The organism is Salinisphaera orenii subsp. orenii MK-B5 (genome assembly GCF_003788635.1).
Classification (GTDB): Bacteria; Pseudomonadota; Gammaproteobacteria; order Nevskiales; family Salinisphaeraceae; genus Salinisphaera; species Salinisphaera orenii.
Genome location: NZ_AYKH01000002.1, coordinates 116,169 through 139,554 on the forward strand (window position 1 = coordinate 116,169; position 23,386 = coordinate 139,554).

The following is a 23,386-nucleotide window of genomic DNA, read 5'->3' on the forward strand; positions in this document are numbered from 1 at the left end:
GAGATCGCTTCCATCAGAACCTGTCGATATATGTTTATGCCATAAACTATCATTCTATTACCCACAGGGGTATATTGAGGCTGTGCCATACAGGGAGATCGCCATGCACGGATTCACGCACTGGCTCCTGACTGCGGCCATGATCGCCACCGGTTCGGCCGCGGCAGCCCAGCCTTCGGGCCAGACCATCGCCAACGAGGGCCTCGGCAGCGATGCCGCGCCCTGCACCAGCTGTCACGGCGCCGACGGCGGCGGCAACCCGGCCGCCGGATTTCCGCGCCTGGCCGGCATCGGCGCACCCTATCTCGCCGACCAGCTCGACGCCTTCGCCAGCGGCGCGCGCGACAACGCGGTAATGAAGCCGATCGCCCAGGCATTGTCCGACGACCAGCGCCGCGCCGTGGCCGAGTACTACAGCGGGCTGCCCGTGCCCGAGCAAGACAGCACCGATACGGACGACATACCCGCCGCCGGCGTCGAGCTCGCCGAACACGGGCGCTGGAGCGACGGTCTCCCCGCCTGCGTGCAGTGCCACGGCCCGGCCGGCGTGGGCGTGGGCGAACGTTTTCCGCCGCTCGCCGGACAGTCCGCGACCTATATCGAGAATCAGCTGCGCGCCTGGCGCAACGGCAAGCGCCCGGGCGGGCCCATGGGACTGATGGCGGGCGTCGCCGCCAAGCTCGAGGAAGCCGATCTAGCCCCGGTCGCACGCTACTTCGCCGCCCAGTCACCGACCACCGACGAGGCAGACGATCATGAGTAGCCGTATTCCGCTTCTGACCGTCGCCGTGTCGTTCTTCCTGCTCGCCGGCGTTCTCGTCTGGATCGCCACTCAGGAACGCGGCCGACCGTCTCCCGAGCCCCGAGCGACGGCGCAGGCAAGCGACGCCCCCGGCACAAGCGACGAACGGCCGGCGGGCAGCGCGCCCGATGAGCCGGCCTCGACCACCAGCGCCGGACCGACCGCCGACGACGGTTCGCAGCCCTTCACGCCGCCGCCGCGCGACGCCCTGCCCGACGACGAATTCGGCGCCATGGTGCGCAAGGGCGAGCAGGTGTTCACCAATACCCAGGAGCACGCCGGGCAATTCGTCGGCAACGACCTGCAGTGCGCCAACTGTCATCTCGACGCGGGCCGGCTGGCGGATTCGGCGCCGCTCTGGGCAGCCTGGGGCGAATACCCGGCCTTTCGCGGCAAGAACAAGCACGTCAACGACTTCGCCGAGCGCATCCAGGGCTGCTTTCGCTACAGCATGAACGGCACGCCGCCGCCGCGCGGTCACGACGTCCTGCTCGCGCTGCAGGCCTACAGCTACTGGCTGGCCAGCGGCGCGCCGGTGGGCGAATCCCTGCCCGGGCGCGGTTATCCCGAGCTCGACGAACCCGAACAGTCGCCGAGCTATGCCCGCGGCCAAGACGTCTTCGAAAGCCACTGCGCGCTCTGCCACGGCGACGACGGCCAGGGCCAGCGCGCGGCCGACGGCGAAATCGCCTTCCCGCCGCTGTGGGGGCTGCGCTCCTACAACTGGGGCGCCGGCATGCACCGCGTGAACACAGCCGCGGCGTTCATCAAGGCCAACATGCCGCTCGGGGCGACCACGCTGAGCGATCAGCAGGCCTGGGACGTCGCACGGTTCATCAACAGCCACGAACGGCCGCAGGATCCACGCTTCACCGGATCGGTCGAGGAGACCGCGGAACGCTTCCACGGCCAGTACTCGACCTACGGCCAGACCGTCGACGGCCGTCGGCTCGGCGCGAACGCGCCGCCCGCTGGAACCGCGCCCGCGTCGCCCTCACCGTAGGGGTCAGCACAGCCATCACCTCGAACAGGAAACCGACATGGCCGACTACACATCGGATCTCGCCAACGCCCGCAAACTCGACGGCGACATCGTCGCCGCCGGCCAGCCGACGGCGGCACAGCTCGACGCCGCCCGCCGCGAGGGCGTACACACGGTCGTGAACCTGCGCCCCGCGGGCGAGTTCGACGCATTCGACGAAGCCGCGCACGTGCGCGACGCCGGCATGACCTACGTGCACATCCCCGTGGCCGGGCCCGACGACATCAACGACGCCAGCGCACGCCGGCTCGACGAAGCGCTGGGGGCCGAGGGCGGCGTGCCCGCGCTCGTGCACTGCGCGAGCAGCAACCGCGTCGGCGCGCTGCTGGCCTATCGCGCCCGCCATATCCAGGGCCGCAGCGCCGACGAAGCCATGGAGATCGGCCGCGCCGCCGGCCTGAATCCGAAATCGCCGCTGCTGGAGGCCACCCGCGCCAAGCTCGGCTGAATCGGGCGATACGTGGCGCAGGCGCCCATGGTGATGACGCCCGACTGAAACGCCGCCCGGCGTACGGCCGCAGGCGCGAGGCGCCGAGAGCTCAGCTTTGCGTCGCGCCGGCGCCCGGCAGCGAGAGCATCGCGACAAGTCCGCTCGCGGCGCGCGGCTCGAAGGCCAGCTCGCCGTCGAAACGCGCGGCGATGGCGGCGACGATCGTCAGGCCCAGGCCACTGCCCGCGCCGCTGGCCGCGCCCTGACCGCCCCCGACCGCGCCGCGCCAGAAACGCCGGGTGAGGGCGTCGGTGCTGCGATCCGCCGGCCAGTCGCCGCGATCGCGCACGGTGAACACGACCTGCGCGCCAGCCGTGTCGATATCGAGGGTCACCGGCTCGCCGGCCGGCGCATGCCGCAGGGCGTTCTCCAGCAGGTTGCGCAACGCCGCACTCGCCAGCGCCGGCGGCGCGGCGATCACGGCTCCGGGCGCGCGGTCGTCGACCTGCACGCGGTCGGCCGCGGACAGATCGGCCAGCGCCGCCGCCGCGATCCCCTGACCCGAGGCGGGTTCGGCATCGGCGAACACGGCATCGCCGGATTCCACCCGGGCCAGCAGCAGCAGTTGCTCGAGCGTGCGCTGCAGCCGGGCGATACCAGCCTCGGCGTCGGCGATCGCGGCCGCGCCGCGGGCCGGGCCCAGCCGGGACGCGAGCTGGACATGCGTCTTGATCGCGGTCAGGGGCGTGCGCAGTTCGTGGGCGGCATCGCTGGTGAAGCGCTGTTCGCGTGCGAGCGCTTCGCCGGTACGCACGAGCAGCCGGTTGAGCGTATCGATCGCCGGGCGCAGCTCGCTGGGCGCCCGCGCGATCTCGATCGGGGTGAGCGTGTCGGGCGCGCGCTGAGAGAGTTCGCTGCGCAGTCGGTCCAGCGGCGCCAGTCCGCGCCGGATACCGAACCAGAGCACGACGAGACTGCCCAGCAGCGCGACCACGAACGGCACGACCGCGACGACGATCACGTTGCGCTGCAGGGTCACACGTTCGGACAGCCGGTCGGCGGTGGTGATGTGCAGCCCGTTCTGCACATAGGTGAACAGCCGCCAGGATTCACCGTCGATGACGCGATCGGCAAAGCCGGGCGCCGGGGCTTCGAGACCGCCCTCGAATTCGCCGTGGGTCCGCAACAGCACCTGGCCGCGCGGCGAGCTGATCTGGCAGGCGACGCCGGTACTCGCGGGAATCGACAGCACCGGGCTGCCCGCCTGGTCCCAGGCATTCTCCGGCAGTTGCGCGACCAGCCCCGCCACCATGCGCGCCGACGCCGCCAGACGCTGGTCGAGCGTATCGCGCATCTGCTGACGCAGATCGCTGTAGAGCCAGGCCGCGGCCAGCAGCCACAGCAGTGCGAACGACAGCCCGAGGGTGAGCAACAGGCGCGCGCGCAGACTCATGCCGGCCCGCCGCGATCGATATCGGCCGGCTCGCCCAGCCGGTAACCCAGCCCGCGCACGGTGCGGATGAGCCCGGGGCCGAGCTTGCGCCGGAGGTTGTAGATATGCACGTTCACCGCGTTGCTCTCGACGTCCGTGTCGAGGCCGTAGAGCGCGTCCTTGAGCTGTTCCAGGCTCAGAATCGCACGACGCGCGTACAGCAGTTTGGCCAGCAGCGCGAACTCGCGCCGCGTGAGCTCGACCTCGCGGCCGTCGCGCCAGACCTGGCGGCCGGCGGGATCGAAACACACCGGCCCGTGCTCGATCAGCGAGGTCGCGCGCCCGGCCGCACGCCGCAGCAGCGCCTGCAGGCGGGCGGTCAGCTCGTCGAGATCGAAAGGCTTGAGCAGATAGTCGTCGGCACCGGCCTGCAGCCCGGTCACGCGATCGGCCACAGCGTCGCGGGCGGTGAGCACGAGCACCGGCACCGGATTGTCCTGGCGCCGCCATTCGCGCAGCAGCGCCAGACCGTCGGTATCGGGCAGGCCCAGGTCGAGGACCACGACATCGCTGTCCACGGCGGCCAGCAACAGCCGGGCCTGTTCGGCGTTCGTGGCCCAGTCCACGGTGAAGCCGGCCACCTCGAGTCCGCTGCGAATGCCCGAGCCGACCAGCGTGTCGTCTTCGATGAGCAGTACGTGCATGATGCGTTCGCGCCAACCAATCGGCCCAGTATGCCCGGCGCGATTAAGCGGCGATGAAGTCTCGCGCCGCCTGCCGGCCGAGCACTTCATGCTGACTTAATCGGCCGGCTCGAGTCTCGGCCCATCGGTTTTACGGCAAGGCCCTTGCCCGATGGGTTCAATGCATCCTCGAGTCGTCATCGCAGCCGCTGCCGTGCTGGCGGTCTGGGCCGGCGCGTTCGCCCTGCCCGCCGCCGCCCAGAGCGCGGACGAGGATTTTCTCAGCGCGGACCAGGCGTTCTCCGTCGAGGCCGAGGGCGCCGACGACGGCCGCCTCACCGTCACCTGGCGCGTCGCACCGGACTATTATCTCTACCGCCATCAGTTCGATGTCCAGGGCGATCCGGCGCCCGTGGCCGACGTCGACATCCCCGCCGGCGAGCCGATCAGCGACGAGTTCTTCGGCGAATCCGAGGTCTATCACGACGACGTGTCGATCGTCGTCGACCCGGGCGAAGCGCGCCGCCTCGAACTGACCTGGCAGGGCTGCGCCGAGGCGGGCCTGTGCTACCCGCCCCAGCACACGACGCTGAATCTGGCCGACTACGACCTGGGCGGCGGCGAGGCCGCCCCCGTGGGCTCCGACGACGAGGGCCGGGCCCCAACCACGCCCGCTGGCGCCGGCGACGCCGTCGCGCTCGGCGAGGATCAGTCGCTGGCCGCGCAGCTGTCCGACAGCAACACGGCCTGGGTGCTGCTGGTGTTCTTCGGGCTCGGGCTGCTGCTGGTGTTCACGCCCTGCGTGTTGCCCATGGTGCCGATCCTCACCAGCCTGATCGTGGGCAGCGGCGCGCGCGGCCGGCGCGGACTGACGCTGTCGCTGGCCTATGTGCTGCCCATGGCCGTGACCTATGCCCTGCTCGGCGTGGCCGCGGCGCTGGCCGGTGCCAATCTGCAGGCCGCGCTGCAGACGCCCTGGGTGCTGGGTGCGTTCGCGCTCGTGTTCGTGGCACTCGCGCTGGCGATGTTCGGCGTCTACGAACTGCAGCTGCCGGCGGCGCTGCGTGACCGGCTCGATCGCGCCAGCAGCGCCCAGCGCGGCGGCAGCCTCGGCGGCGCGGCGGTCATGGGCGGGCTGTCGGCGCTTTTAGTCGGCCCGTGCATGACTGCGCCGCTGGCTGGCGCGCTGCTGTTCATCGCCGAATCCGGCAACGTGCTCATTGGCGGCAGCGCGCTGTTCGCGCTCGGCCTGGGCATGGGCGCGCCGCTGGTGCTCGCCGGTAGCCTCGGGGCTCGATTCCTGCCACGCCCGGGGCCGTGGATGAACGGCGTGAAGGCGGTGTTCGGCTTCGTCCTGCTGGGCATGGCGCTGTGGTTCGTCGCCCGCGTGACGCCCGACCCCTGGATGCTCGGACTGTGGGGCGCGTGGCTGCTCGCCATCGGCACCACGCTCTATCAGGTCGCGCTGCGCGCCGCCCAAGCGACGCTGCCGTCAGCGATGATCGCGCGCGTGGCCGGCCTGCTGATCGGCCTCTGGGCCGCGCTGCTGGTGATTGGCGCCGCCGGTGGCGCCAGCGATCCGATGCGGCCGCTGGCCTTTGCCGGCGCGCCCGCGAACACGACCGGCGCGGGCGGCGAAGCCGGCGCGCAGACACACGACTTCATGACCCGTTTCGAGCCCGTGGCCGATCTCGACGCCCTCGATGCGCAGGTGGCCGAGGCCGGCGCGAACGGCCGCTGGACGCTGGTGGATTTCTATGCCGACTGGTGTATCTCCTGCAAGGTGATCGAATCCGAAGTCTTCGGCGACGCCCGCGTGCAGGCGGCACTGGCCGACGTGCAGCTGCTGCGCCCGGACGTGACCGACAACGACGACGCCGACCGCGCACTGATGGGGCATTACGGCGTCGTCGGTCCGCCCACCCTGCTGCTGATCGGCCCGGACGGCGAAGAAGCCCGCAGCGCGCGCATCGTCGGCGAGCTCGACGCCGAGGCCTTTCTCGACCACCTCGAACGCGCACGCGGCGACGCGGAGAATTCCTGATGCTGTCCTTCAACCTCGGCCCGCTGGCGATCTCGGTCGCCCATGCCCTGATGCTGTTCGCGCTGGCCACGGCGCTGGTGGCCGGCAAGATCGCCGCGCGCCGGCGCGACGTGCCCATCACCGACACGCTGTTCAACCTGGCGCTGGCCGGCGCGGTGGCGGCCCGGCTGGTGTTCGTGATCCGCTACTTCGGCGAATACCGGCCGGTGCCACTGGGCATTCTCGACATTCGTGACGGCGGTTTCGATGCGATCGGCGGGCTGCTGGGCATGGCCGCCTACGCCAGCTTCGTGGTCTGGCGCCGCCCGGCGCTGCGCGCGCCGCTGGCCGCCGCGCTGATCGCCGGCGGCCTCGCCTGGGGGCTGACCGGCGGCGCGCTCACCCTGATCGAGCAGCAGGCGGCAAGCCTGCCCGAGGCGCAACTGCAGACGCTGGACGGCCGCGCCACCGATCTCGCCACGCTGCAGGCCGAAGCCGAGGGCCGGCCGATGGTGGTCAATCTCTGGGCGACCTGGTGCCCGCCCTGCCGCGCGGAGATGCCCGTACTCGAGGCCGCCCAGAACGAGCGCGACGACGTGCTGTTCGTGTTCGCCAACCAGGCCGAGGCGGCGCCCACTATCCAGCGTTTTCTGGACAGCCAGGACCTGCATATCGACCACGTCCTGCGCGACGCCGGCGGGCGCCTGGCCAAACAGGCCGGTTCCGCCGCGCTGCCCACCACGCTGTTCTATGACGGCGACGGCCGGCTGGTCGACAGCCATCTCGGCCAGCTCTCGCGCGCCTCGCTCGCGGCCGCGCTGGAACGCTTCGAACGCCCGTGACACCGAGCGCCAAAGGAGAAATCATGACCCGTCTCACCCGCATGCTGCTCGCCGTACCGCTCGCCGCCGTGGTGGCGGGCGCCTATGTGCTCCTGGCCTGGGCCGGCCCCTCCGACGCTGACAACGACCGCGACGCGGATCGCCCCGCGCCGGTCGCCGCGCTCGCCGACCGCGGCCTGGAGATCGTCGACCGCTTCGAGGCGCCGGGCGGGCTGACCGGCTACGCCGCCACGTTCCAGGGGCGGCCCATGGCGATCTATCTCACCCCCGACGGCGAGCACGCGCTGCTGGGCACGCTGGTCGACAGCGACGGCACGGACCTCACCGCCGAGCCGCTCGAGCGCATCGTGTCGGGACCGAAGAACGACGACGCCTGGGACCAGCTCGCCGACAGCACGTGGGTACGCGACGGCGACGAAGACGCCGAGCGCATCGTCTACGAACTCACCGATCCCAACTGCCCGTACTGCAACCAGTTCTGGCAGACCGCGCGGCCCTGGGTCGAAGCCGGCGATGTGCAGATACGCCACGTCATGGTCGGCATCCTGAAGGCCGACAGCGTGCCCAAGGCCGCCACCATCGTCGCCGCCGACGATCCGAGCACCGCGCTCGAGCGCCACGAACGCAACTACGCCGACGGCGGCATCACCGCCGCCGACGACATTCCCGAGAGCGCGCGCGACAAGATCACCGCCAACAACGATCTGATGAGCGCGCTCGGCTACTTTGCCACCCCGACCATTCTCTACCGCGACGCCAATGGCGAGATCGCCGTCAAGCAGGGCATGCCGCGGGGCGATGAGATCGAACAGATCCTCGGGCCGAAGCCGTGAGCAGCACGCTCTCTCGCACCCGCGTCATGGCTCGGCCACGTAACGACTGCAGCATGCGATCGCTGACGTGTCGTATCCGTGCCGTATGCCAGCAAACGCCGAGACCGGCCCGCGGCACAGCCACGACAGCGCGCTGACGTGCCGACGATCGACGCACTCCACAACGAGCGCGGCCCGCGCCGGCTGCCGCCTAGAAGCGGTTCATCGGAATCTTGAGGTACGACGTGCCGTTGTCTTCCGGCGTGGGCAGGCGCCCGCCGCGGGTGTTGATCTGCAGCGCGGCGAGCATGAGCGCGGGCAGCGGCAGTTCGGCGTCGCGCTTGTTGCGCAGGGCGACATACCCCGCTTCGTCCATGTCCTGCAGGTGCGGGTTGCGGGCACGCTGTTCGCCGACCGTGGACTCCCAGCGCGGTTCGCGCCCGTCCGGCATGTAGTCGTGGCCGGTGAACACGCGGGTGGCGTCCGGCAGTTCGAGAATGCGCTGGATGGAGCGATACAGCGTAGCCGCGTCGCCGCCGGGGAAATCCGCCCGCGCGGTGCCGAAGTCCGGCTGGAACAGGGTGTCGTGCACGAACGCGGCGTCGCCGATGACATAGGTGATCGAGGCCAGCGTGTGCCCGGGCGAATGCATCACCCGCACGTCGAGATCACCGACCTTGAAGGTGTCGCCGTCGGCGAACAGACGGTCCCACTGCTGGCCGTCCGTGGCGAAGTCGTCGCCGAAGTTGTAGATGTCCTTCCAGAGCTTCTGCACGTCGATCACGTGTTCGCCGATACCCCGCGGGGCATCGAGCTGTTCCTGCAGATAGATCGCGGCGGACAGATGATCCGCGTGCGGGTGGGTGTCCAGGATCCAGTCGACGCTCAGGCCGCGAACACGGACCAGCTCGAGGATGGCGTCGGCGGAGGCCGTGCCGGTGCTTGCGGACTTTTCGTCGTAATCGAGTACCGGGTCGATGATCGCGCAGCGATCGGTGGCGGTGTCGATGCACACGTACTGGACACTGAAGGTCTTGTGGTCGAAGAAGCCGACGACTTCGGGGGATCCGCCCTGCATGATCTGTCTTCCTGCGGCTGTGAAACGTCGGCCCGGCGCACCGGGCCATTCGAACTTTGAGCTATTTGCAAATAACTGATAGCTTAATCTATACCCTATGGGGTATAAGCCGCAAGCAGGAGCCCTCCCATGACCGATCCACGCCCCACCTCTTCGCATCACCGCATCGTGATCGCCGGCGGCGGCACCGCCGGTCTGTCGGTGGCCGCGTCGCTGCTGCGCGAATCGCCGCAGCTGGATGTCGCGGTGATCGAGCCCAGCGACGACCACTATTACCAGCCCGGCTGGACACTGGTCGGCGGCGGCGACATGCGCGCCGAGGACACCCACCGGCGCGAAGCCGACGTCATGCCCGACAAGGCGACCTGGATCAAGGACGCCGTCGCCGGCTTCGCGCCGGACGACAATCGCGTGGATCTGGCCTCGGGCGCCGGCGTGAGCTACGACTTCCTGGTCGTCGCGCTCGGCCTGCAGATCGACTGGGACGCCATCGACGGCCTGCCGGAAACGCTGGGCGCCAACGGCGTGACCTCCAACTACCGCTACGATCTCGCGCCCTATACCCACGAGCTCGCGCGCGGGCTCGGCAACGGCGCCAACGCGCTGTTCACGCAGCCGGCCATGCCGATCAAGTGCGCCGGCGCGCCGCAGAAAGCGCTGTATCTGACGGCCGATACCCTGCGCAGGCGCGGCGTGCAGGCGAACGTGGCTTTCTACAACCAGGGCGGCGCCATGTTCGGCGTGCCCGCCTATGCCCGGGCGCTGGACGACATCATCGCCGGCTACGGCGCGACGCCCCACTTCAAGCACGATCTGGTCGCGGTCGACGGCCCGGCCCAACAGGCCGTGTTCGAGACCGACGACGGCCGGGTGACACGCGACTTCGACATGCTCCACGTGGTGCCGCCCCAGTCGGCGCCGGACGTGATCAAGAACAGCCCGCTGGCCGGCGACGGCGGCTGGGTGAGCGTGGACAAGAACCGGCTCACGCACACGCGCTACGACAACGTCTACGCCCTCGGTGACTGCACCGACACGCCCAACGCCAAGACCATGGCCGCGGTACGACGCCAGTTCCCGGTCCTGGTGGGCGAGCTGCGCACCGCGCTCGGCGAGCGCGCCCAGCGTCGCGAGTACGACGGCTACGGTGCCTGCCCGCTGACCGTGGCCCACGGCAAGGTCCTGCTGGCGGAATTCCGCTACGGCGGCGAGGTGGTGTCGAGCTTTCCGCTGGACCCGCGAGTCGCCCGACGCATCCACTGGCCGCTCAAGAGCCGGGGCTTTCCCTGGATGTACTGGCACGTCATGCTCAATGGGCGCGACTGGCACTGGCCCGAGCCCAAGCCGCGGCCCGACCTGACCGCCTAGCGCCCCGCCGCCGGAGCACGCCATGCCCGCACCGTTTGCCGCCATCGTCGATTTCACGCCGGCCACCGCGCTGGCCGGCGGTCTGCTGATCGGCCTGGCGGCACTGTTGCTGCTCGCGGGCATCGGCCGTATCGCCGGCATTTCGGGCATGGTGCACGGATTGGTTGCCGGCGAAGGCGGCGGCTGGCGGCTATCGTTCCTGCTGGGGCTGGTGGCCGGCGCCGGGCTTTACGTCACGCTCTGGCCGGCCGACCTGCCGGCACGGCAAGGCTTTCCGACCCTGATGGTCGTCGTGGCCGGGCTGCTCGTCGGGCTCGGCACGCGCCTGGGTTCCGGCTGCACCAGCGGTCACGGCGTCTGCGGTATCGGCCGCCTGTCGCCCCGCTCGCTGGCTGCGACCGCGGTCTTCATGGCCACCGGCGTGATCGCCGCCGTCGTGCTGCGCCACGGTCTGGGCATCGGGCCGTGAAGACGCATGCCATCGCGCTGGCCGCCGGTGTGCTGTTCGGTTTCGGTCTGGCGCTGTCGCACATGGCCGACCCGAACAAGGTGCTGGCGTTTCTCGACATCCTCGGCGGATGGGATCCGAGCCTGGCGCTGGTAATGGGCGGTGCGCTGGCGGTGTTCATGCCCGGCTTCGCCTGGCTGCGGCGCAGGTCACGACCGTGGATCGGCGACACATTTCATCTGCCTGCGCGCGGCATGATCGACCGGCGCCTGCTCGGCGGCGCGGCGCTGTTCGGCCTGGGCTGGGGCCTGGCCGGCTACTGTCCCGGCCCGGCGCTCGCAGCACTCACCTTCAACCCGCGCGAGGCGGTGATGTTCCTCGCCGCGATGATCGCCGGCGGGCTTTTGCCGCGACTCGCCGGGCTGCCCTCACGCCTGCGCCGGCGGCGCATGTATCAGCGCTAGCCGTAGCGGGCGAGCAGTTCGGTCGCGTACTTCAGGCGCTCACGCGCGTCGGCGTCGTCGAGATGCCGGCAGGACAGTTCACGCTCGATCACGCTGGAGAGCATGTTGTAGAAGGTGCGATCCAGTGCCTTGCGGGCCGCCGACATCTGCACGGCCACCTCTTCGCATTCGGCGTCGCGCTCGATCATCGCCTGCAGCCCGCGCACTTGGCCCTCGACCCGGCGCAGGCGCCGGATCAGCGCGCTCTTGCTGGTCTCCCAATCCGCCTCCGGATCGATCGCATCGGATGTCCCGGCCGAGTCCGACATGTTCACTGCGCCGCTCGCATTTCTGAAGTCGAGAGTCTAGCAGCCATCGCCGGCCGGCAGGCGCATCGCTCGACGATCGGCGTCGTTGCCGTCGCGAGCTCCTGAACGCCACGCCGGCGGCCGGGTAGCTCGCCCCGTCCGACCCGCGCCACCCCTGAAAACGGCGGCGCGCTCGCCCAGCAACCGGGCTCGCATCGTTCTGGACCAAACCCCGCACGCCGATGGTGCGCTCCGCAGGCGGCCACGCGGCGCCGCAATCGCACATCCATTCGTCGCGAATCATCAAAGCCCTGTTTCTCCGACGCTTTTGCCGCGCCGGCCATGTTCTGGCGCGGAAATTGCTCAAGAATTTCTATAAAAGAAACTATGTTTCTCTTCAGGAAACGCTTGCAGGCAATCGATCGATTCGAGAATCGCCAAGGGAGGCGCTAGGCAATGGAAGAACTGCAGACGCAGCTTGATCAGCTGAGCTCCATGAACATGGAGATATTCTACTGGTGGTGTACGGCCCTGATGGTCGTGATCCACGCAGGATTTCTTTCCTATGAGATGGGTGCGTCGCGGGCGAAGAACGCCCTGGCCGCCGGCGTGAAGAACATTCTCGCGCTGGCATTCATCATCCCGGTCTTCTTCTTCGTCGGTTGGTGGATCTATAGCGCCTTTCCCGGCGGTTTCACGATCGCCGACGGCGCGTCCGCGGCGCTGCCGTGGAGTTCGAGCATGGGCCCGAACATCGAGGACCGGGCGACCGGCATCTTCTGGGCCGCGTTCACGCTGTTCGGTGCGACCACTGCATCGATCCTGTCCGGCTCGCTGATCGAGCGCGTGCGCATGAGCGCATTCGTGATCATGGCCGTCTTTCTCGGCGCGGTGGTCTGGATTCTCGCCGCGGCCTGGGGCTGGCACCCGGACGGCTGGATGCTGACTGAACTCGGTTTCCACGACGTCGCCGCTGCAGGCTGTGTGCATACCGTGGCCGGCTTCTTCGCCCTGGGCGTGCTGATCAATCTCGGCGCCCGCATCGGCAAATTCGGCAAGAACGGCGAGATCAACGACATCCCGCCGCATAACCTGCCGATGACGCTGGTGGGCCTGATGCTGATCATCGTCGGTTTCTTCGGCTTCCTCGGCGGCTGCATCATCTACGGCGACTGGACCACCATCTACGGCAACCCGACCAACCTGTCGGCGTTCGGCTTCAACACGTTGATGGGTTTCGCCGGCGGCGTGATCGGCGCCTATGCGGTCAGCCGTGAACCGTTCTGGATGATGTCGGGTGGTCTCGCGGGCATCATTTCCGCGGCTGCGGGCCTCGACCTCTACTATCCGCCGCTCGCCTTCGTCATCGCGTTCCTCGGCGGCTGCATGATCCCGGTCGCCGGCAAGTTCATCGAGAAGATGGGCCTGGACGACGCGGTCGGCGCCGTCGCGGTGCACGGTTTCGCCGGCGTCTGGAGCATGGTCGCAGCCGGCATCTTCCTGCACGGCTACCCGAACATGGGCGACCTGCCGCCGATCACCTTGTGGGGACAGATCATCGGCGCCGTCGTCATGGCCGCCACCGGCTTCATTCCGGGCTACCTGCTGTCGCTGCTGCTGCGCTCGGTCGGCATCCTGCGCGTACCGCCGGAAGTCGAGGAGGCGGGCCTCGATGCGGTCGAAATCCCGACCAAGGCCTACCCCGAAACCAATCCCGCCACACCGAGCCGGGCCACGGAAAGCCACTGATCGGCACCGGTATCGGTGCGGCATTCACACCCACGTAGTAATAGGAGTATCGCTATGACCACGAGTCCAATCACGACCTGGGAAGGTGCACAGGCCGTTTTCACCTTCGGCCCCGGCTCCCTGGGCGTCTGGCTCTTCCTGGCACTGGCGGTCGCGATCGTCATCGGCGTCGCGGCCCGGATGATCCAGCACGAGAATCACACCTTTCGTGAACTCAGCCCGGACCTGATGCACGGCGGCGCCTTCAAGGGCGTCAACATCTAGCCCCGCAAAGGGGCCCGTAACCGCCCCGGCTGCCGAACGGCAGCCGGGGTTTTTTTCGTCCGATGCCCGGACGTGTTGTGCAACGAACGTGCAACGCGATCCATCACGCCGCACCGAATTGCACAACAACCATGCAAAACCACGCCCCATGCACTGCCGCGGTATCGACCCGATTGACCTCGGAGCCGAGAACCGAAAAATAAATAATGATAATCAATAACTTAAGAAAAACCAGCGAATTTCTAAGCCAATGCCCCAAAAGCGGCGAGACACTGGCAAGCCATTTGCATTATTCTAATGAAACAATTTTTCTTATCAGGAAACATTCAATGCCACGCCTTCGCGCTTCTGCCGTCACGGCCGGGCTACGGCATCGCCCACCGTCCGTAACGAACCATCGGGCCGCCGCACGTCAGTCCGCTAGCGGCCCGATCGAACGGCGCTGACCCATGTCCTGGAAACTGTTCAAACTCGGCCTGACCAGCCCCGAGAACGAACCGCGCTTCTTTCCCGAAGAAAAGCCGCTGGCGTCGCACTACGACGTGGTGATCATCGGCGGCGGCGGGCACGGTCTGGCCTGTGCGTACTACCTCGCCAAAGAACACGGCATCACACGGGTCGCGGTTCTCGAGCAGGGCTATCTGGGCGGCGGCAACACCGGGCGCAACACCACCATCGTGCGCTCGAACTATCTGACATCGGAAGGCGTGAAGTTCTACGACGCCAGCGTGAAGCTCTGGGAGAACCTGTCGGGCGATCTCGACATCAACCTGTTCTACTCGACCCGCGGCCACTTCACGCTCGCCCATTCGGACGACGCCATGCGGACCATGCGCTGGCGCGCCGAGGTCAACAAGCACCACGGCGTCGACAGCGAGGTCGTCGACCGCGACGCCATCGCCCGGGCCGTACCGACGATGGATCTGGATTGCGGCGGCGGCCCGGCCGTGCACGGCGCGCTCTATCACGCGCCGGGCTCGGTGGTGCGCCACGACGCGGTGGCCTGGGGTTATGCCCGCGCCGCCGCGCAGCGCGGCGTGGAGATCCACCAGCAGACCGCGGTCACCGATATCCACACCGCGGGCGGCCGCGTGACCGGCGTGGCCACGAGCCGCGGCGACATCAGCTGTGACGCGGTGGTGTCGATGGTCGCCGGCTACACGCCGCGCATCACCGACATGCTCGACCTGCCCACGCCGATCGAGATCTATCCGCTGCAGGCCTGCGTGACCGAACCGGTCAAGCCGTTCCTGGACACGATCATCGTCTCCGGCAGCCTGCATGTGTACGTCAGCCAGTCGTCGCGCGGCGAACTCGTCATGGGCTCCGCGGTGGACCCGGCGGTGCTGCATTCCACCCGCTCCACCTTCGAGTTCGTCGAGGGCCTCGCCGATCACATCGTCGACATGTTCCCGTTCGCCGGCCGGCTGCGGCTGCTGCGTCAATGGGCCGGCATGGCCGACATGACGCCGGACTTCGCGCCGATCATGGGCACCACGCCGGTCGACGGTTTCTATCTCGATTCCGGCTGGGGCACCTGGGGCTTCAAGGCCACGCCGATCAGCGGCCAGACCATGGCCGCGACCGTCGCCGCGAAACGCAACCACGAACTCATCGAACCCTTCCGCCTGGGCCGCTTCGCCGACTTTCAGCTCGTCGGTGAAAAGGGCGCGGCCTCGGTCGGGCACTAGGGCCTGTTGATGTTTCATACACGCGCCGCGTTGGAGACCGCAAATCGTGCCCGGCAAGGCGCGAGCCGCCGGCTCGGGACGTGCCACGACCCGGGCTCGCAGCGCCGCAGCGTGCGATTTGCGGCCCAACCCGAAGGGACAAGCGCTGTTGTGCGGCAATCCAGTGTTCTAGCGCGCTTGTGCAGCGTCACTGCACGGCGCGCACTACGCCTCGTCTTGCCGCACAACAGCGCTTGGCGCGGACGTGTACGAAACATCAAAAGGCCCTAGGACCACCATGAAACGCATCGACTGCCCCGAGATCGGCCCGCGCCCGATCGACGAATTCACCTACGGCGGCGAAGTGCGCCGGCCGCCGCAGGCCGGCGCCGACACTGCCGCGCTCGCCGACTATGTCTTCAACCGCGCGGGCGCGCCCGGCGTACTGCGCGAGTGGTGGCATCACGACCCCAGCGGACGCTGGTTCGTGCTCGAACGCGACACCCGCACGGACACCGTGCTGCGCTCGGTCCCGATCACGGAGGTGGCCCATGCCGTACCGACGCGCTGAAGCCGGCCCGCGCGAGTGGATCGACCGCGGGCGTACGCTGCGCTTCACCTTCGAGGGCCGCAGCTACGAAGGGCACCCGGGCGACACCATCACCTCGGCGCTGCTGGCCAACGGGGTATCGCTGCTCGGACGCAGCTTCAAGTATCACCGCCCGCGCGGCGCCTTTTCGCTGGCCAACCACGACGTCAACGCGCTGTTCTGCACGCCGCAGGACACCCACATCCGCGGCGACGTCACGCCGCTGGTCGAGGGCATGGACGTGCGCCCCGTCAACGTGCGCGGCGGCCTCGACAACGATCGCGATCGCCATCTCGACCGACTCGGGCGCTTCATGCCGGTCGGCTTCTATTACAAGGCGTTTCATCGCCCCAAGGCGCTGTTCCCCTACTGGGAGCGCGCGATCCGCAAGCGCGCCGGCCTCGGCCAGGTCGACCTAGACTGGACGCCGGACCGCCGCGCCAAGCGCCATGCGCACTGCGACGCGCTCGTGGTGGGCGCCGGCCCGACCGGGCTTACCGCCGCACTCGATCTCGCCGACAACGGCTGTAGCGTCGTTCTCGTCGACGAGAACCCACACCCGGGCGCGAGCTTCGACTACGCCCACGCCGGAGATGAAACGGCCCTCGCGCATCGGGATGCGCTGATCGCGTCCGTTCACGCCCATCCCGCGATCACGCTGCACACCCGGGCGGTCGCGCTCGGCCACTATGCCGATCATCTGGTGCCGATCGCCACGCCCGACGGCATTATCAAGGTGCGCGCACGCGGCGTGCTGCTGGCCACCGGCGTGATCGAACAGCCGGCGGTGTTCCACAACAACGACCGCCCCGGCGTGATGCTCGCCTCGGGCGCCCAGCGCCTGCTGCACCGCTTCGGCGTCGCGGCCTGTCGCCGGGCGATCATGGTGGTGGCCAACGGCGAAGGTTATGCCGCCGCGCTCGATCTGCACGCCGCCGGCGTCGAGATCGCGGCAATCGCGGATATGGGCACGCCCGAGTCGCAGATCCCCGCCGCGCGGCTGCTGGCCGCCGGCATTCCAGTGCATCGCGACCATGCCATCCACGCGGCCCACGGCGAGAGCGCGGTCGAGGCCGCGACCCTGGCGCCGGTCGACGCCGACGGCCACTGCGATCTCGCACGGGCGCATCGGGTGCCCTGCGACGGCGTCTTCATGAGCGTCGGCTGGGCGCCGGCCGGGCAGCTGCTCTATCAGGCCGGCGGCCGTCTGCGCTATGACGACACGCTCGCCATGCCGGTGCCCGAGACCTGGCCCGACACGGTCGTGCCCGCCGGCCGGCTCAACGGCGTGTTCGATCTCGACTGCCAGTACGAGGACGCCCGCGACGCGGCCGCCCGCCTGCGCGCGGCTCTCGCCGGCGAGCCGGTTCCGGCAGTGGCCGATCACCGCGATCGCGTGTCGCACGGCGCGGCCTGGCCGATCGTGGCCCACGACCGGGGCCGCAACTTCGTCGATCTCGACGAGGACGTCCAGCTCAAGGACCTCGAACAGGCCGCGCGCGAGGGCTTCGACAACATCGAACTGCTCAAGCGCTTCTCCACGGTCGGCATGGGCCCGAGCCAGGGCAAGCACGCCAACCAGAACGCCATTCGTATCCTGGCGCGCATCCGCGATCAGGGGATCGACGCCACCGGCACGACCACCGCACGGCCGATGTTTCACCCGGTGCGTCTGGAGGACCTGGCCGGCCGGCGCCTGCGCCCGACCCGGCGCAGCCCGCTGCACGATGCGCACGCCGAACTCGGGGCGCGCTTCATGGACGCCGGCGCGTGGCTGCGCCCGGCGTGGTACGGCGCCGCCGGCGACCGCGCCGAGGCGATCGCGGCCGAGGTGCGCGCGGTGCGCGAGGCGGTCGGCCTGATCGACGTCTCCACGCTCGGCAAGATCGAGGTGGTCGGGCCGGACGCCGCCCGCCTGCTCGAGGCCGCCTATACGGTCCGGGCGGCCGATCTGAGCGTTGGCGCCGGGCGCTATGCGCTGATGGTCGACGAATCCGGCGTGGTGGCCGACGACGGCCTGATCGCGCGTCTCGGCCCCGAGCATTTCTTCGTCACCGCCTCCAGTGGCCATGCCGCGGCCACCCGGCGTGAACTGACCCGCGAGGCCGCCCTCGGCGGTTTCGACGCCTGGGTCGTGGACCGCACGAGCGAGCTCGGCTCGATCACCATCGCCGGGCCGCGCTCGCGCGAGCTGCTCGCCCCGCTCACCGACGTCGATCTCGATCGCAAGGCGTTCAAGGGCGGCATCCGCACGGGCCATGTCTGCGGCCAGCCGGCGCGGGTGCTGCGGGCCGCCTTCGTCGACCGGATCGGCTTCGAGGTGCACGCCGACGTCGCCGCCACCCGGCTCATCTGGGCCCGGCTGATGGACGACGGCGCCGCCCTCGGGGTGCGCGCCTTCGGCGTCGAGGCCCAGCGCGTGCTGCGCCTGGAGATGGGCCACATCATCGTCGGTCAGGACACCGACGGCCTGACCGATCCCTTCGAGGCCGCGATGGCCGGCGCCGTGCACTTCGACAAGCCCGCCTTCATCGGCCGCGGCGCGCTGGCCCTGCTCGCCGAACGGACGCAGCGGCGGCTGGTCGCCTTCACCCTGCCCGCGGACGCCGATACCCCGCTGCCACGCGAATCCCATCTGGTGATCGAGGACGGCGAGATCGCCGGGCGGGTGACCAGCATCGCGCACAGCCCGACGCTCGGCTACGCCATCGGTTTCGCCATGGTCGACACCGCCCTCGCCGACAGCGAACGCGCACTGACCCTGCGCGTCGACGACGGCGTGCAGGTCCGCGCGACCCGCGCGGCCACGCCGTTCGTCGCGCGCCGCGGCAAACGGGCCCAACCGGAGAGCCGCTCATGAGCTTCGAGATCACGACCGTCACCGACCTGGCACTGCGCCAGCTCGTCGGCCCGGGCGCCGGTGCCGCGCTCGCCGAAGCCGGCCTGCCGCGGCCCGACGACCTGTGCGCCGCCGCCCACGACCACGGCTTCGTCGCCTGTCTCGGCCACGAGCACTATCTGGTCGCCGGCCGCGACATCCCCCTGCCGGTCGCGAGCGCGCCGCCGTGGTGTTTCACCCGCAGTGACGCCGTGTTCCGGATCTCGGCAGAACACAGCCGCGCGCTGCTCGCGCAGTACTGCGGCCACGACCTGCGCCGACTGCCCGAAGCCGGCTGGCTGATGACGCGCGTGGCCGACATCGATGTCTGGCTGCGGGCCGGGGCGCACACGCGGAACGGCGTGCTCGTCGGCTGCGACGCCTCCTACGAACGCTATCTGCACGACGCACTTCACGGCGCCGTGCCGACCGCCGACGCCCAAAACGCTTGATCCTCGAGGGAGACCGACGATGACACTCACCGAAGCGCAATCGCTGATCGACGAATACGACATCCGCTACATCCTGGCGCAGTTCGTGGACATTCACGGGGTCGCCAAGACCAAATCGGTGCCCGCCCACTGCCTGGAGAACGTGATCGAGGACGGCGCGGGCTTTGCGGGTTTCGCCGTCTGGGGTCTGGGCATGGAGCCGCACGGGCCCGACTTCATGGCGCGCGGCGATCTGGACACGCTCACGCCCGTACCCTGGCAGCCGGGCTATGCCCGCATCGCCTGCGTGGGCCACGTCAACGATGCGCCCTACCCCTACGACTCGCGCCACGTGCTCCAGCAGCAGATCGCGCGCCTGGCCGAACGCGGCTGGACCCTGCACACGGGCGTCGAGCCGGAGTTCTCTCTGTTCGCGCGTGACAACAGCAACGGCGACGGCCGCGCCCCGCTGACGCTCGCCGACGCCAGCGACACCCTCACCAAGCCCTGCTACGACTACAAGGGGCTGTCGCGCTCGCGGGAATTCCTGGAGCGACTGGTCGAGAGCTTCCAGTCGATCGGCTACGACATCTATCAGATCGACCACGAGGACGCGAACGGCCAGTTCGAGATCAACTACACCTACAGCGACGCCCTGACCTCCGCGGATCGCTTCGTGCTCTTTCGCATGGGGGCCGGCGAAATCGCCGCCCAGCTCGGCATGATGTGTTCGTTCATGCCCAAGCCCGCCTCCAGCCGCACCGGCAACGGCATGCATTTCCACATGTCGATCACCGACGCGGACGGCGACAACGTCGTCGGCGACGACAGCGACCCCCAGGGCATGGGCCTGTCACAGACCGCCTATCACTTCCTCGGCGGCATGCTGAAACACGCCAACGCGCTGTGCGCCTTCGCCGCCCCCACGGTGAATTCCTACAAGCGGCTGGTCGTCGGCGGCTCGAACTCGGGCTCGACCTGGGCGCCGGTCTACGTCACCTACGGCGACAACAACCGCTCGGCCATGGTGCGGGTGCCCTACGGGCGCCTCGAACTGCGGCTGCCGGATTCGGGCTGCAACCCGTACCTGGTGACCGCGGCCATGATCGCGGCCGGCCTCGACGGTGTGGACAACCAGATCGATCCCGGCGAGGCCCAGAACATCAACTGTTACGACCTCGGGCCCGAGGAGTGCCGGCGGCGCGGCATCGAGATCCTGCCGCAGAACCTGGGTCAGGCCGTGGACGCGCTCGCCGCCGACCCGCTGTTCGCCGACACGCTGGGCCCGCAGATCGTCAACGAATTCATCAAGATCAAGACCGACGAGTGGATCGACTACAGCCGGCATGTCTCCGACTGGGAGGTGGAACGCTATGCCGAATTCTTCTGATCGTCACGCGGACGCCCAACCGTCGGCACAACACAGGGAGAACAGCTCATGTGCGGCATCGTAGGACTCTATCTCAAGGACCCGGCGCTGGAACCGCGTCTGGGCGCGTTGTTCGAACCCATGCTGGTATCGATGGCCGACCGCGGCCCGGACAGCGCCGGCTTTGCCGTCTACGGCGACGAGGTCGACGACGGCATGCTCAAGTTCACGCTCCAGAACGCCGATCCGGCCCTGGACTGGGACGCGCTCGTCGCCGGTCTGACGCGCGATCTCGACGCGACCGTCGACTGGTTTCGCAACGCCAGCGCCGTCGTGCTCAAGACGCGCGCAGCGGAAGCCGCCGTGCGCGGCTGGCTGGCCGATAACGCGCCGGACACGCGGCTGATGAGCGTCGGCCGCAGTATCGAGATCCTCAAGGGCGTCGGCCATCCCAAACTGGTCGCCGACCGCTTCTCGCTCGCGCAGATGCAGGGCTCGCACATCATCGGCCATACCCGCATGGCCACCGAGTCCGGCGTGAGCATGGAGGGCAGCCACCCGTTCACGACCGGCGAGGATCTGTGCCTGGTGCACAACGGCTCGCTGTCGAACCACAACCGGCTGCGGCTGACGCTCGAGCGCGCCGGCATCCGTTTCCAGACCAACAACGACTCCGAAGTCGCCGCCGCCTATCTCAGCGAACGCATGAGCCGCGGCGAAACGCTCACCGAGGCGCTGGAAGCGGCGATCGACGACCTCGACGGCTTCTTCACCTTCACCATCGGCACCCGCGACGGCTTCGCGGTGCTGCGCGACCCCATCGCCTGCAAGCCCGCCGTGCTCGCCGAGACCGACGCCTTCGTCGCCATGGCCTCGGAATACCGCGCGCTCGCCAAACTGCCGGGCATCGCCCACGCCCGCGTCTGGGAGCCGGAGCCCGGCCGGGTCTATGTCTGGGAGCACAGCACGCGCACCTCGATGCAGGAGACCGGCACATGAGAACGATCAGTCTGAGCGAGACCTCGGTGCGCGAGGCCAACCGGCAGTTGCACGACCAGACCGCCGAACTGGCCGAGGCGCAGTGGCGGATCACCGATCCGGAAGGCCGGCACGCCCTGGCCTGCGGGCTGGACCAGACGCTCGAGGTCGAGATCGACGGCCATGCCGGCTACTACTGCGCGGGCATGAACCAGAAGGCCCGGGTGACCATCAACGGCATGGTCGGCGTGGGCGTGGCCGAGAACATGATGTCGGGCCAGGTGCGGGTGAAAGGCAACGCCTCGCAGTCGGCCGGCGCGACCGCCCACGGCGGCCTGCTCGTGATCGAGGGCGACGCCTCGGCGCGCTGCGGCATCTCCATGAAGGGCGTCGACATCGTCGTCGGCGGCAGCGTCGGCCATCTCAGCGCATTCATGGGCCAGGCCGGCCGGCTGGTGGTCTGCGGCGACGCCGGCGAAGCGCTGGGCGACTCGATCTACGAAGCCCGTCTGTACGTCCGCGGCTCGGTGAAATCGCTCGGCGCCGACTGCGTCGAAAAGGAGATGCGAGACGAACATCTCGCCGAACTGCGCGACCTGCTCGACGCCGCGGGCCTGGACGCCCGGGCCGAGGATTTTCGCCGCTACGGCTCGGCGCGCGAACTCTACAACTTCAAGGTGGACAACGCCGATGAGTACTGAACACGACACCACCCGCGGCATGGTCGAGCGCTGGGGCCTGCAGGAATCGGCGTCCTTCGACCGTCACACGATCCACAACATCCAGCGCGCGGCCGCCACCGGCATCTACGACATCCGCGGCTTCGGCGCCAAGCGCCATCTGCCGCATTTCGACGACCTGCTGTTCCTGGGCGCGAGCATGTCGCGCTACCCGCTCGAGGGCTATCGCGAGAAGTGCGCCACCGACGTGGTGCTGGGCGATCGTTTCGCATCGAAGCCGCTGCATCTGGACATCCCGATCACGATCGCAGGCATGAGCTTCGGTGCCCTGTCGGCCAACGCCAAGGAAGCGCTCGGCCGCGGCGCCTCGGCCGCGGGCACCAGCACAACCACCGGCGACGGCGGCATGACCGACGAGGAGCGCGGCCAGTCGCGTACGCTGGTATACCAGTATCTGCCCTCACGCTACGGCATGAACCCGGACCACCTGCGCATGGCCGACGCCATCGAGATCGTGCTCGGCCAGGGGGCGAAACCCGGCGGCGGCGGCATGCTCATGGGCCAGAAAATCAGCGACCGCATCGCCGAGATGCGCACCCTGCCCAAGGGCGTGGACCAGCGCAGCGCCTGTCGTCATCCCGACTGGACCGGCCCGGACGATCTCGCCATCAAGATCGAGGAGCTGCGCGAGATCACCGACTGGGAAAAGCCGATCTATATCAAGATCGGCGCCAGCCGCACCTATTACGACGTCAAGCTCGCGGTTAAGTCCGGCGCCGACGTGATCGTGCTCGACGGCATGCAGGGCGGCACCGCCGCGACCCAGGAAGTCTTCATCGAGCACGTCGGCATTCCGACGCTGGCCGCCATTCCACAGGCCGTGCAGGCGCTCCAGGAAATGGACATGCACCGCAAGGTCCAGCTCATAGTCTCCGGCGGCATCCGCAACGGCGCGGACGTGGCCAAGGCGATGGCGCTGGGCGCGGACGCGGTCTCGATCGGCACCGCGGCGATGATCGCGCTCGGCTGCAACCATCCGCGCTGGGAAAGCCAGTATCACGAGATCG

Annotated in this window: 23 protein-coding genes; 19 read left to right on the top strand and 4 right to left on the bottom strand. The window is 69.0% G+C overall.

Features of this window, described 5'->3' with window-relative positions; translation table 11 throughout:
- The first annotated feature begins 103 nt into the window (after positions 1–103).
- Genes SAOR_RS02320 through SAOR_RS02330 form a run of 3 tightly spaced genes read left to right on the top strand, consistent with a single transcriptional unit; the run spans position 104 to position 2,292 of the window.
- Positions 104–763, top strand: a complete 660-nt coding sequence (locus tag SAOR_RS02320; protein WP_123630050.1) for a c-type cytochrome — start codon at positions 104–106, stop codon at positions 761–763.
- Complete coding sequence (locus SAOR_RS02325; protein ID WP_123630051.1) at positions 756–1,805, top strand: c-type cytochrome; 1,050 nt, start codon at positions 756–758, stop codon at positions 1,803–1,805. The genes SAOR_RS02320 and SAOR_RS02325 overlap by 8 nt, the downstream gene beginning before the upstream one ends.
- Before the next feature lie 37 nt (positions 1,806–1,842).
- Complete coding sequence (locus SAOR_RS02330; RefSeq protein ID WP_123630052.1) at positions 1,843–2,292, top strand: protein tyrosine phosphatase family protein; 450 nt, start codon at positions 1,843–1,845, stop codon at positions 2,290–2,292.
- A 91-nt stretch (positions 2,293–2,383) separates the two neighbouring features.
- Here SAOR_RS02330 and SAOR_RS02335 read toward each other — a convergent pair whose 3' ends face one another.
- The gene (locus SAOR_RS02335) at positions 2,384–3,727 is read right to left on the bottom strand and encodes an ATP-binding protein (protein WP_123630053.1); all 1,344 of its coding nucleotides are present in this window, start codon (positions 3,725–3,727) and stop codon (positions 2,384–2,386) included.
- The gene (locus SAOR_RS02340) at positions 3,724–4,410 is read right to left on the bottom strand and encodes a response regulator (RefSeq protein ID WP_123630054.1); all 687 of its coding nucleotides are present in this window, start codon (positions 4,408–4,410) and stop codon (positions 3,724–3,726) included. Before SAOR_RS02340 ends, SAOR_RS02335 begins: the two co-directional genes overlap by 4 nt.
- A gap of 160 nt (positions 4,411–4,570) precedes the next feature.
- Here SAOR_RS02340 and dsbD point away from each other — a divergent pair, with 160 nt between their 5' ends.
- From dsbD to dsbG, 3 genes are read left to right on the top strand one after another with little or no spacing between them, the layout of a single operon-like run.
- Positions 4,571–6,433, top strand: coding sequence for a protein-disulfide reductase DsbD (dsbD, locus tag SAOR_RS02345; protein WP_123630055.1), 1,863 nt, complete (start codon positions 4,571–4,573; stop codon positions 6,431–6,433).
- Positions 6,433–7,254 (top strand): TlpA disulfide reductase family protein, encoded by an 822-nt coding sequence (locus SAOR_RS02350; protein ID WP_123630056.1) that lies wholly within the window; start codon positions 6,433–6,435, stop codon positions 7,252–7,254. The genes dsbD and SAOR_RS02350 overlap by 1 nt, the downstream gene beginning before the upstream one ends.
- Positions 7,255–7,277: 23 nt before the next feature.
- Positions 7,278–8,087: a thiol:disulfide interchange protein DsbG gene (gene dsbG, locus SAOR_RS02355; protein ID WP_123630057.1), complete on the top strand. Its 810-nt coding sequence runs from the start codon at positions 7,278–7,280 to the stop codon at positions 8,085–8,087.
- Between the two features lie 190 nt (positions 8,088–8,277).
- Here the strand turns inward: dsbG and SAOR_RS02360 are convergent, their stop codons facing one another.
- The gene (locus SAOR_RS02360; protein WP_123630058.1) at positions 8,278–9,144 is read right to left on the bottom strand and encodes an MBL fold metallo-hydrolase; all 867 of its coding nucleotides are present in this window, start codon (positions 9,142–9,144) and stop codon (positions 8,278–8,280) included.
- 129 nt (positions 9,145–9,273) lie between these two features.
- On the opposite strand from SAOR_RS02360, the gene SAOR_RS02365 reads away from it, so the two are divergent.
- The 3 genes from SAOR_RS02365 to SAOR_RS02375 are packed head-to-tail and all read left to right on the top strand — an operon-like array spanning position 9,274 to position 11,424.
- Positions 9,274–10,512, top strand: coding sequence for an NAD(P)/FAD-dependent oxidoreductase (locus SAOR_RS02365; protein ID WP_123630059.1), 1,239 nt, complete (start codon positions 9,274–9,276; stop codon positions 10,510–10,512).
- A gap of 22 nt (positions 10,513–10,534) precedes the next feature.
- Positions 10,535–10,981 carry a YeeE/YedE family protein gene (locus SAOR_RS02370; protein WP_123592317.1) on the top strand — a complete coding sequence of 149 codons (447 nt, stop codon included), beginning with the start codon at positions 10,535–10,537 and terminating at the stop codon, positions 10,979–10,981.
- Positions 10,978–11,424: a YeeE/YedE family protein gene (locus tag SAOR_RS02375; RefSeq protein ID WP_123630060.1), complete on the top strand. Its 447-nt coding sequence runs from the start codon at positions 10,978–10,980 to the stop codon at positions 11,422–11,424. Before SAOR_RS02370 ends, SAOR_RS02375 begins: the two co-directional genes overlap by 4 nt.
- Here SAOR_RS02375 and SAOR_RS02380 read toward each other — a convergent pair.
- Positions 11,421–11,732, bottom strand: coding sequence for a metal-sensing transcriptional repressor (locus SAOR_RS02380; protein ID WP_123592325.1), 312 nt, complete (start codon positions 11,730–11,732; stop codon positions 11,421–11,423). The two genes, SAOR_RS02375 and SAOR_RS02380, sit on opposite strands and share 4 nt — an antisense overlap.
- Before the next feature lie 435 nt (positions 11,733–12,167).
- Here SAOR_RS02380 and SAOR_RS02385 point away from each other — a divergent pair, with 435 nt between their 5' ends.
- From SAOR_RS02385 to SAOR_RS02430, 10 genes are all read left to right on the top strand, one after another.
- Entirely contained in the window at positions 12,168–13,460 is a 1,293-nt protein-coding gene (locus SAOR_RS02385; protein ID WP_123630061.1) for an ammonium transporter, read from the top strand.
- A gap of 54 nt (positions 13,461–13,514) precedes the next feature.
- Entirely contained in the window at positions 13,515–13,724 is a 210-nt protein-coding gene (locus SAOR_RS02390; protein WP_123630062.1) for a hypothetical protein, read from the top strand.
- Between the two features lie 449 nt (positions 13,725–14,173).
- Positions 14,174–15,415: an FAD-dependent oxidoreductase gene (locus SAOR_RS02395; RefSeq protein ID WP_123630063.1), complete on the top strand. Its 1,242-nt coding sequence runs from the start codon at positions 14,174–14,176 to the stop codon at positions 15,413–15,415.
- A gap of 277 nt (positions 15,416–15,692) precedes the next feature.
- Entirely contained in the window at positions 15,693–15,965 is a 273-nt protein-coding gene (locus SAOR_RS02400; RefSeq protein ID WP_123630064.1) for a sarcosine oxidase subunit delta, read from the top strand.
- Entirely contained in the window at positions 15,946–18,843 is a 2,898-nt protein-coding gene (locus tag SAOR_RS02405) for a 2Fe-2S iron-sulfur cluster-binding protein (RefSeq protein WP_123630065.1), read from the top strand. The genes SAOR_RS02400 and SAOR_RS02405 overlap by 20 nt, the downstream gene beginning before the upstream one ends.
- Entirely contained in the window at positions 18,840–19,313 is a 474-nt protein-coding gene (locus SAOR_RS02410; protein ID WP_123630066.1) for a hypothetical protein, read from the top strand. The genes SAOR_RS02405 and SAOR_RS02410 overlap by 4 nt, the downstream gene beginning before the upstream one ends.
- A 19-nt stretch (positions 19,314–19,332) precedes the next feature.
- On the top strand, positions 19,333–20,682 hold the full coding sequence (gene glnT, locus SAOR_RS02415) for a type III glutamate--ammonia ligase (protein ID WP_123630067.1): 1,350 nt from the start codon (positions 19,333–19,335) through the stop codon (positions 20,680–20,682).
- Between the two features lie 48 nt (positions 20,683–20,730).
- On the top strand, positions 20,731–21,660 hold the full coding sequence (locus tag SAOR_RS02420; RefSeq protein ID WP_123630068.1) for a class II glutamine amidotransferase: 930 nt from the start codon (positions 20,731–20,733) through the stop codon (positions 21,658–21,660).
- Positions 21,657–22,340, top strand: a complete 684-nt coding sequence (locus tag SAOR_RS02425; RefSeq protein ID WP_123630069.1) for a GltB/FmdC/FwdC-like GXGXG domain-containing protein — start codon at positions 21,657–21,659, stop codon at positions 22,338–22,340. The genes SAOR_RS02420 and SAOR_RS02425 overlap by 4 nt, the downstream gene beginning before the upstream one ends.
- Before the next feature lie 19 nt (positions 22,341–22,359).
- Positions 22,360–23,386 (top strand): glutamate synthase-related protein (locus SAOR_RS02430; protein ID WP_148077366.1); only part of this gene is annotated, 1,027 nt, incomplete at its 3' end.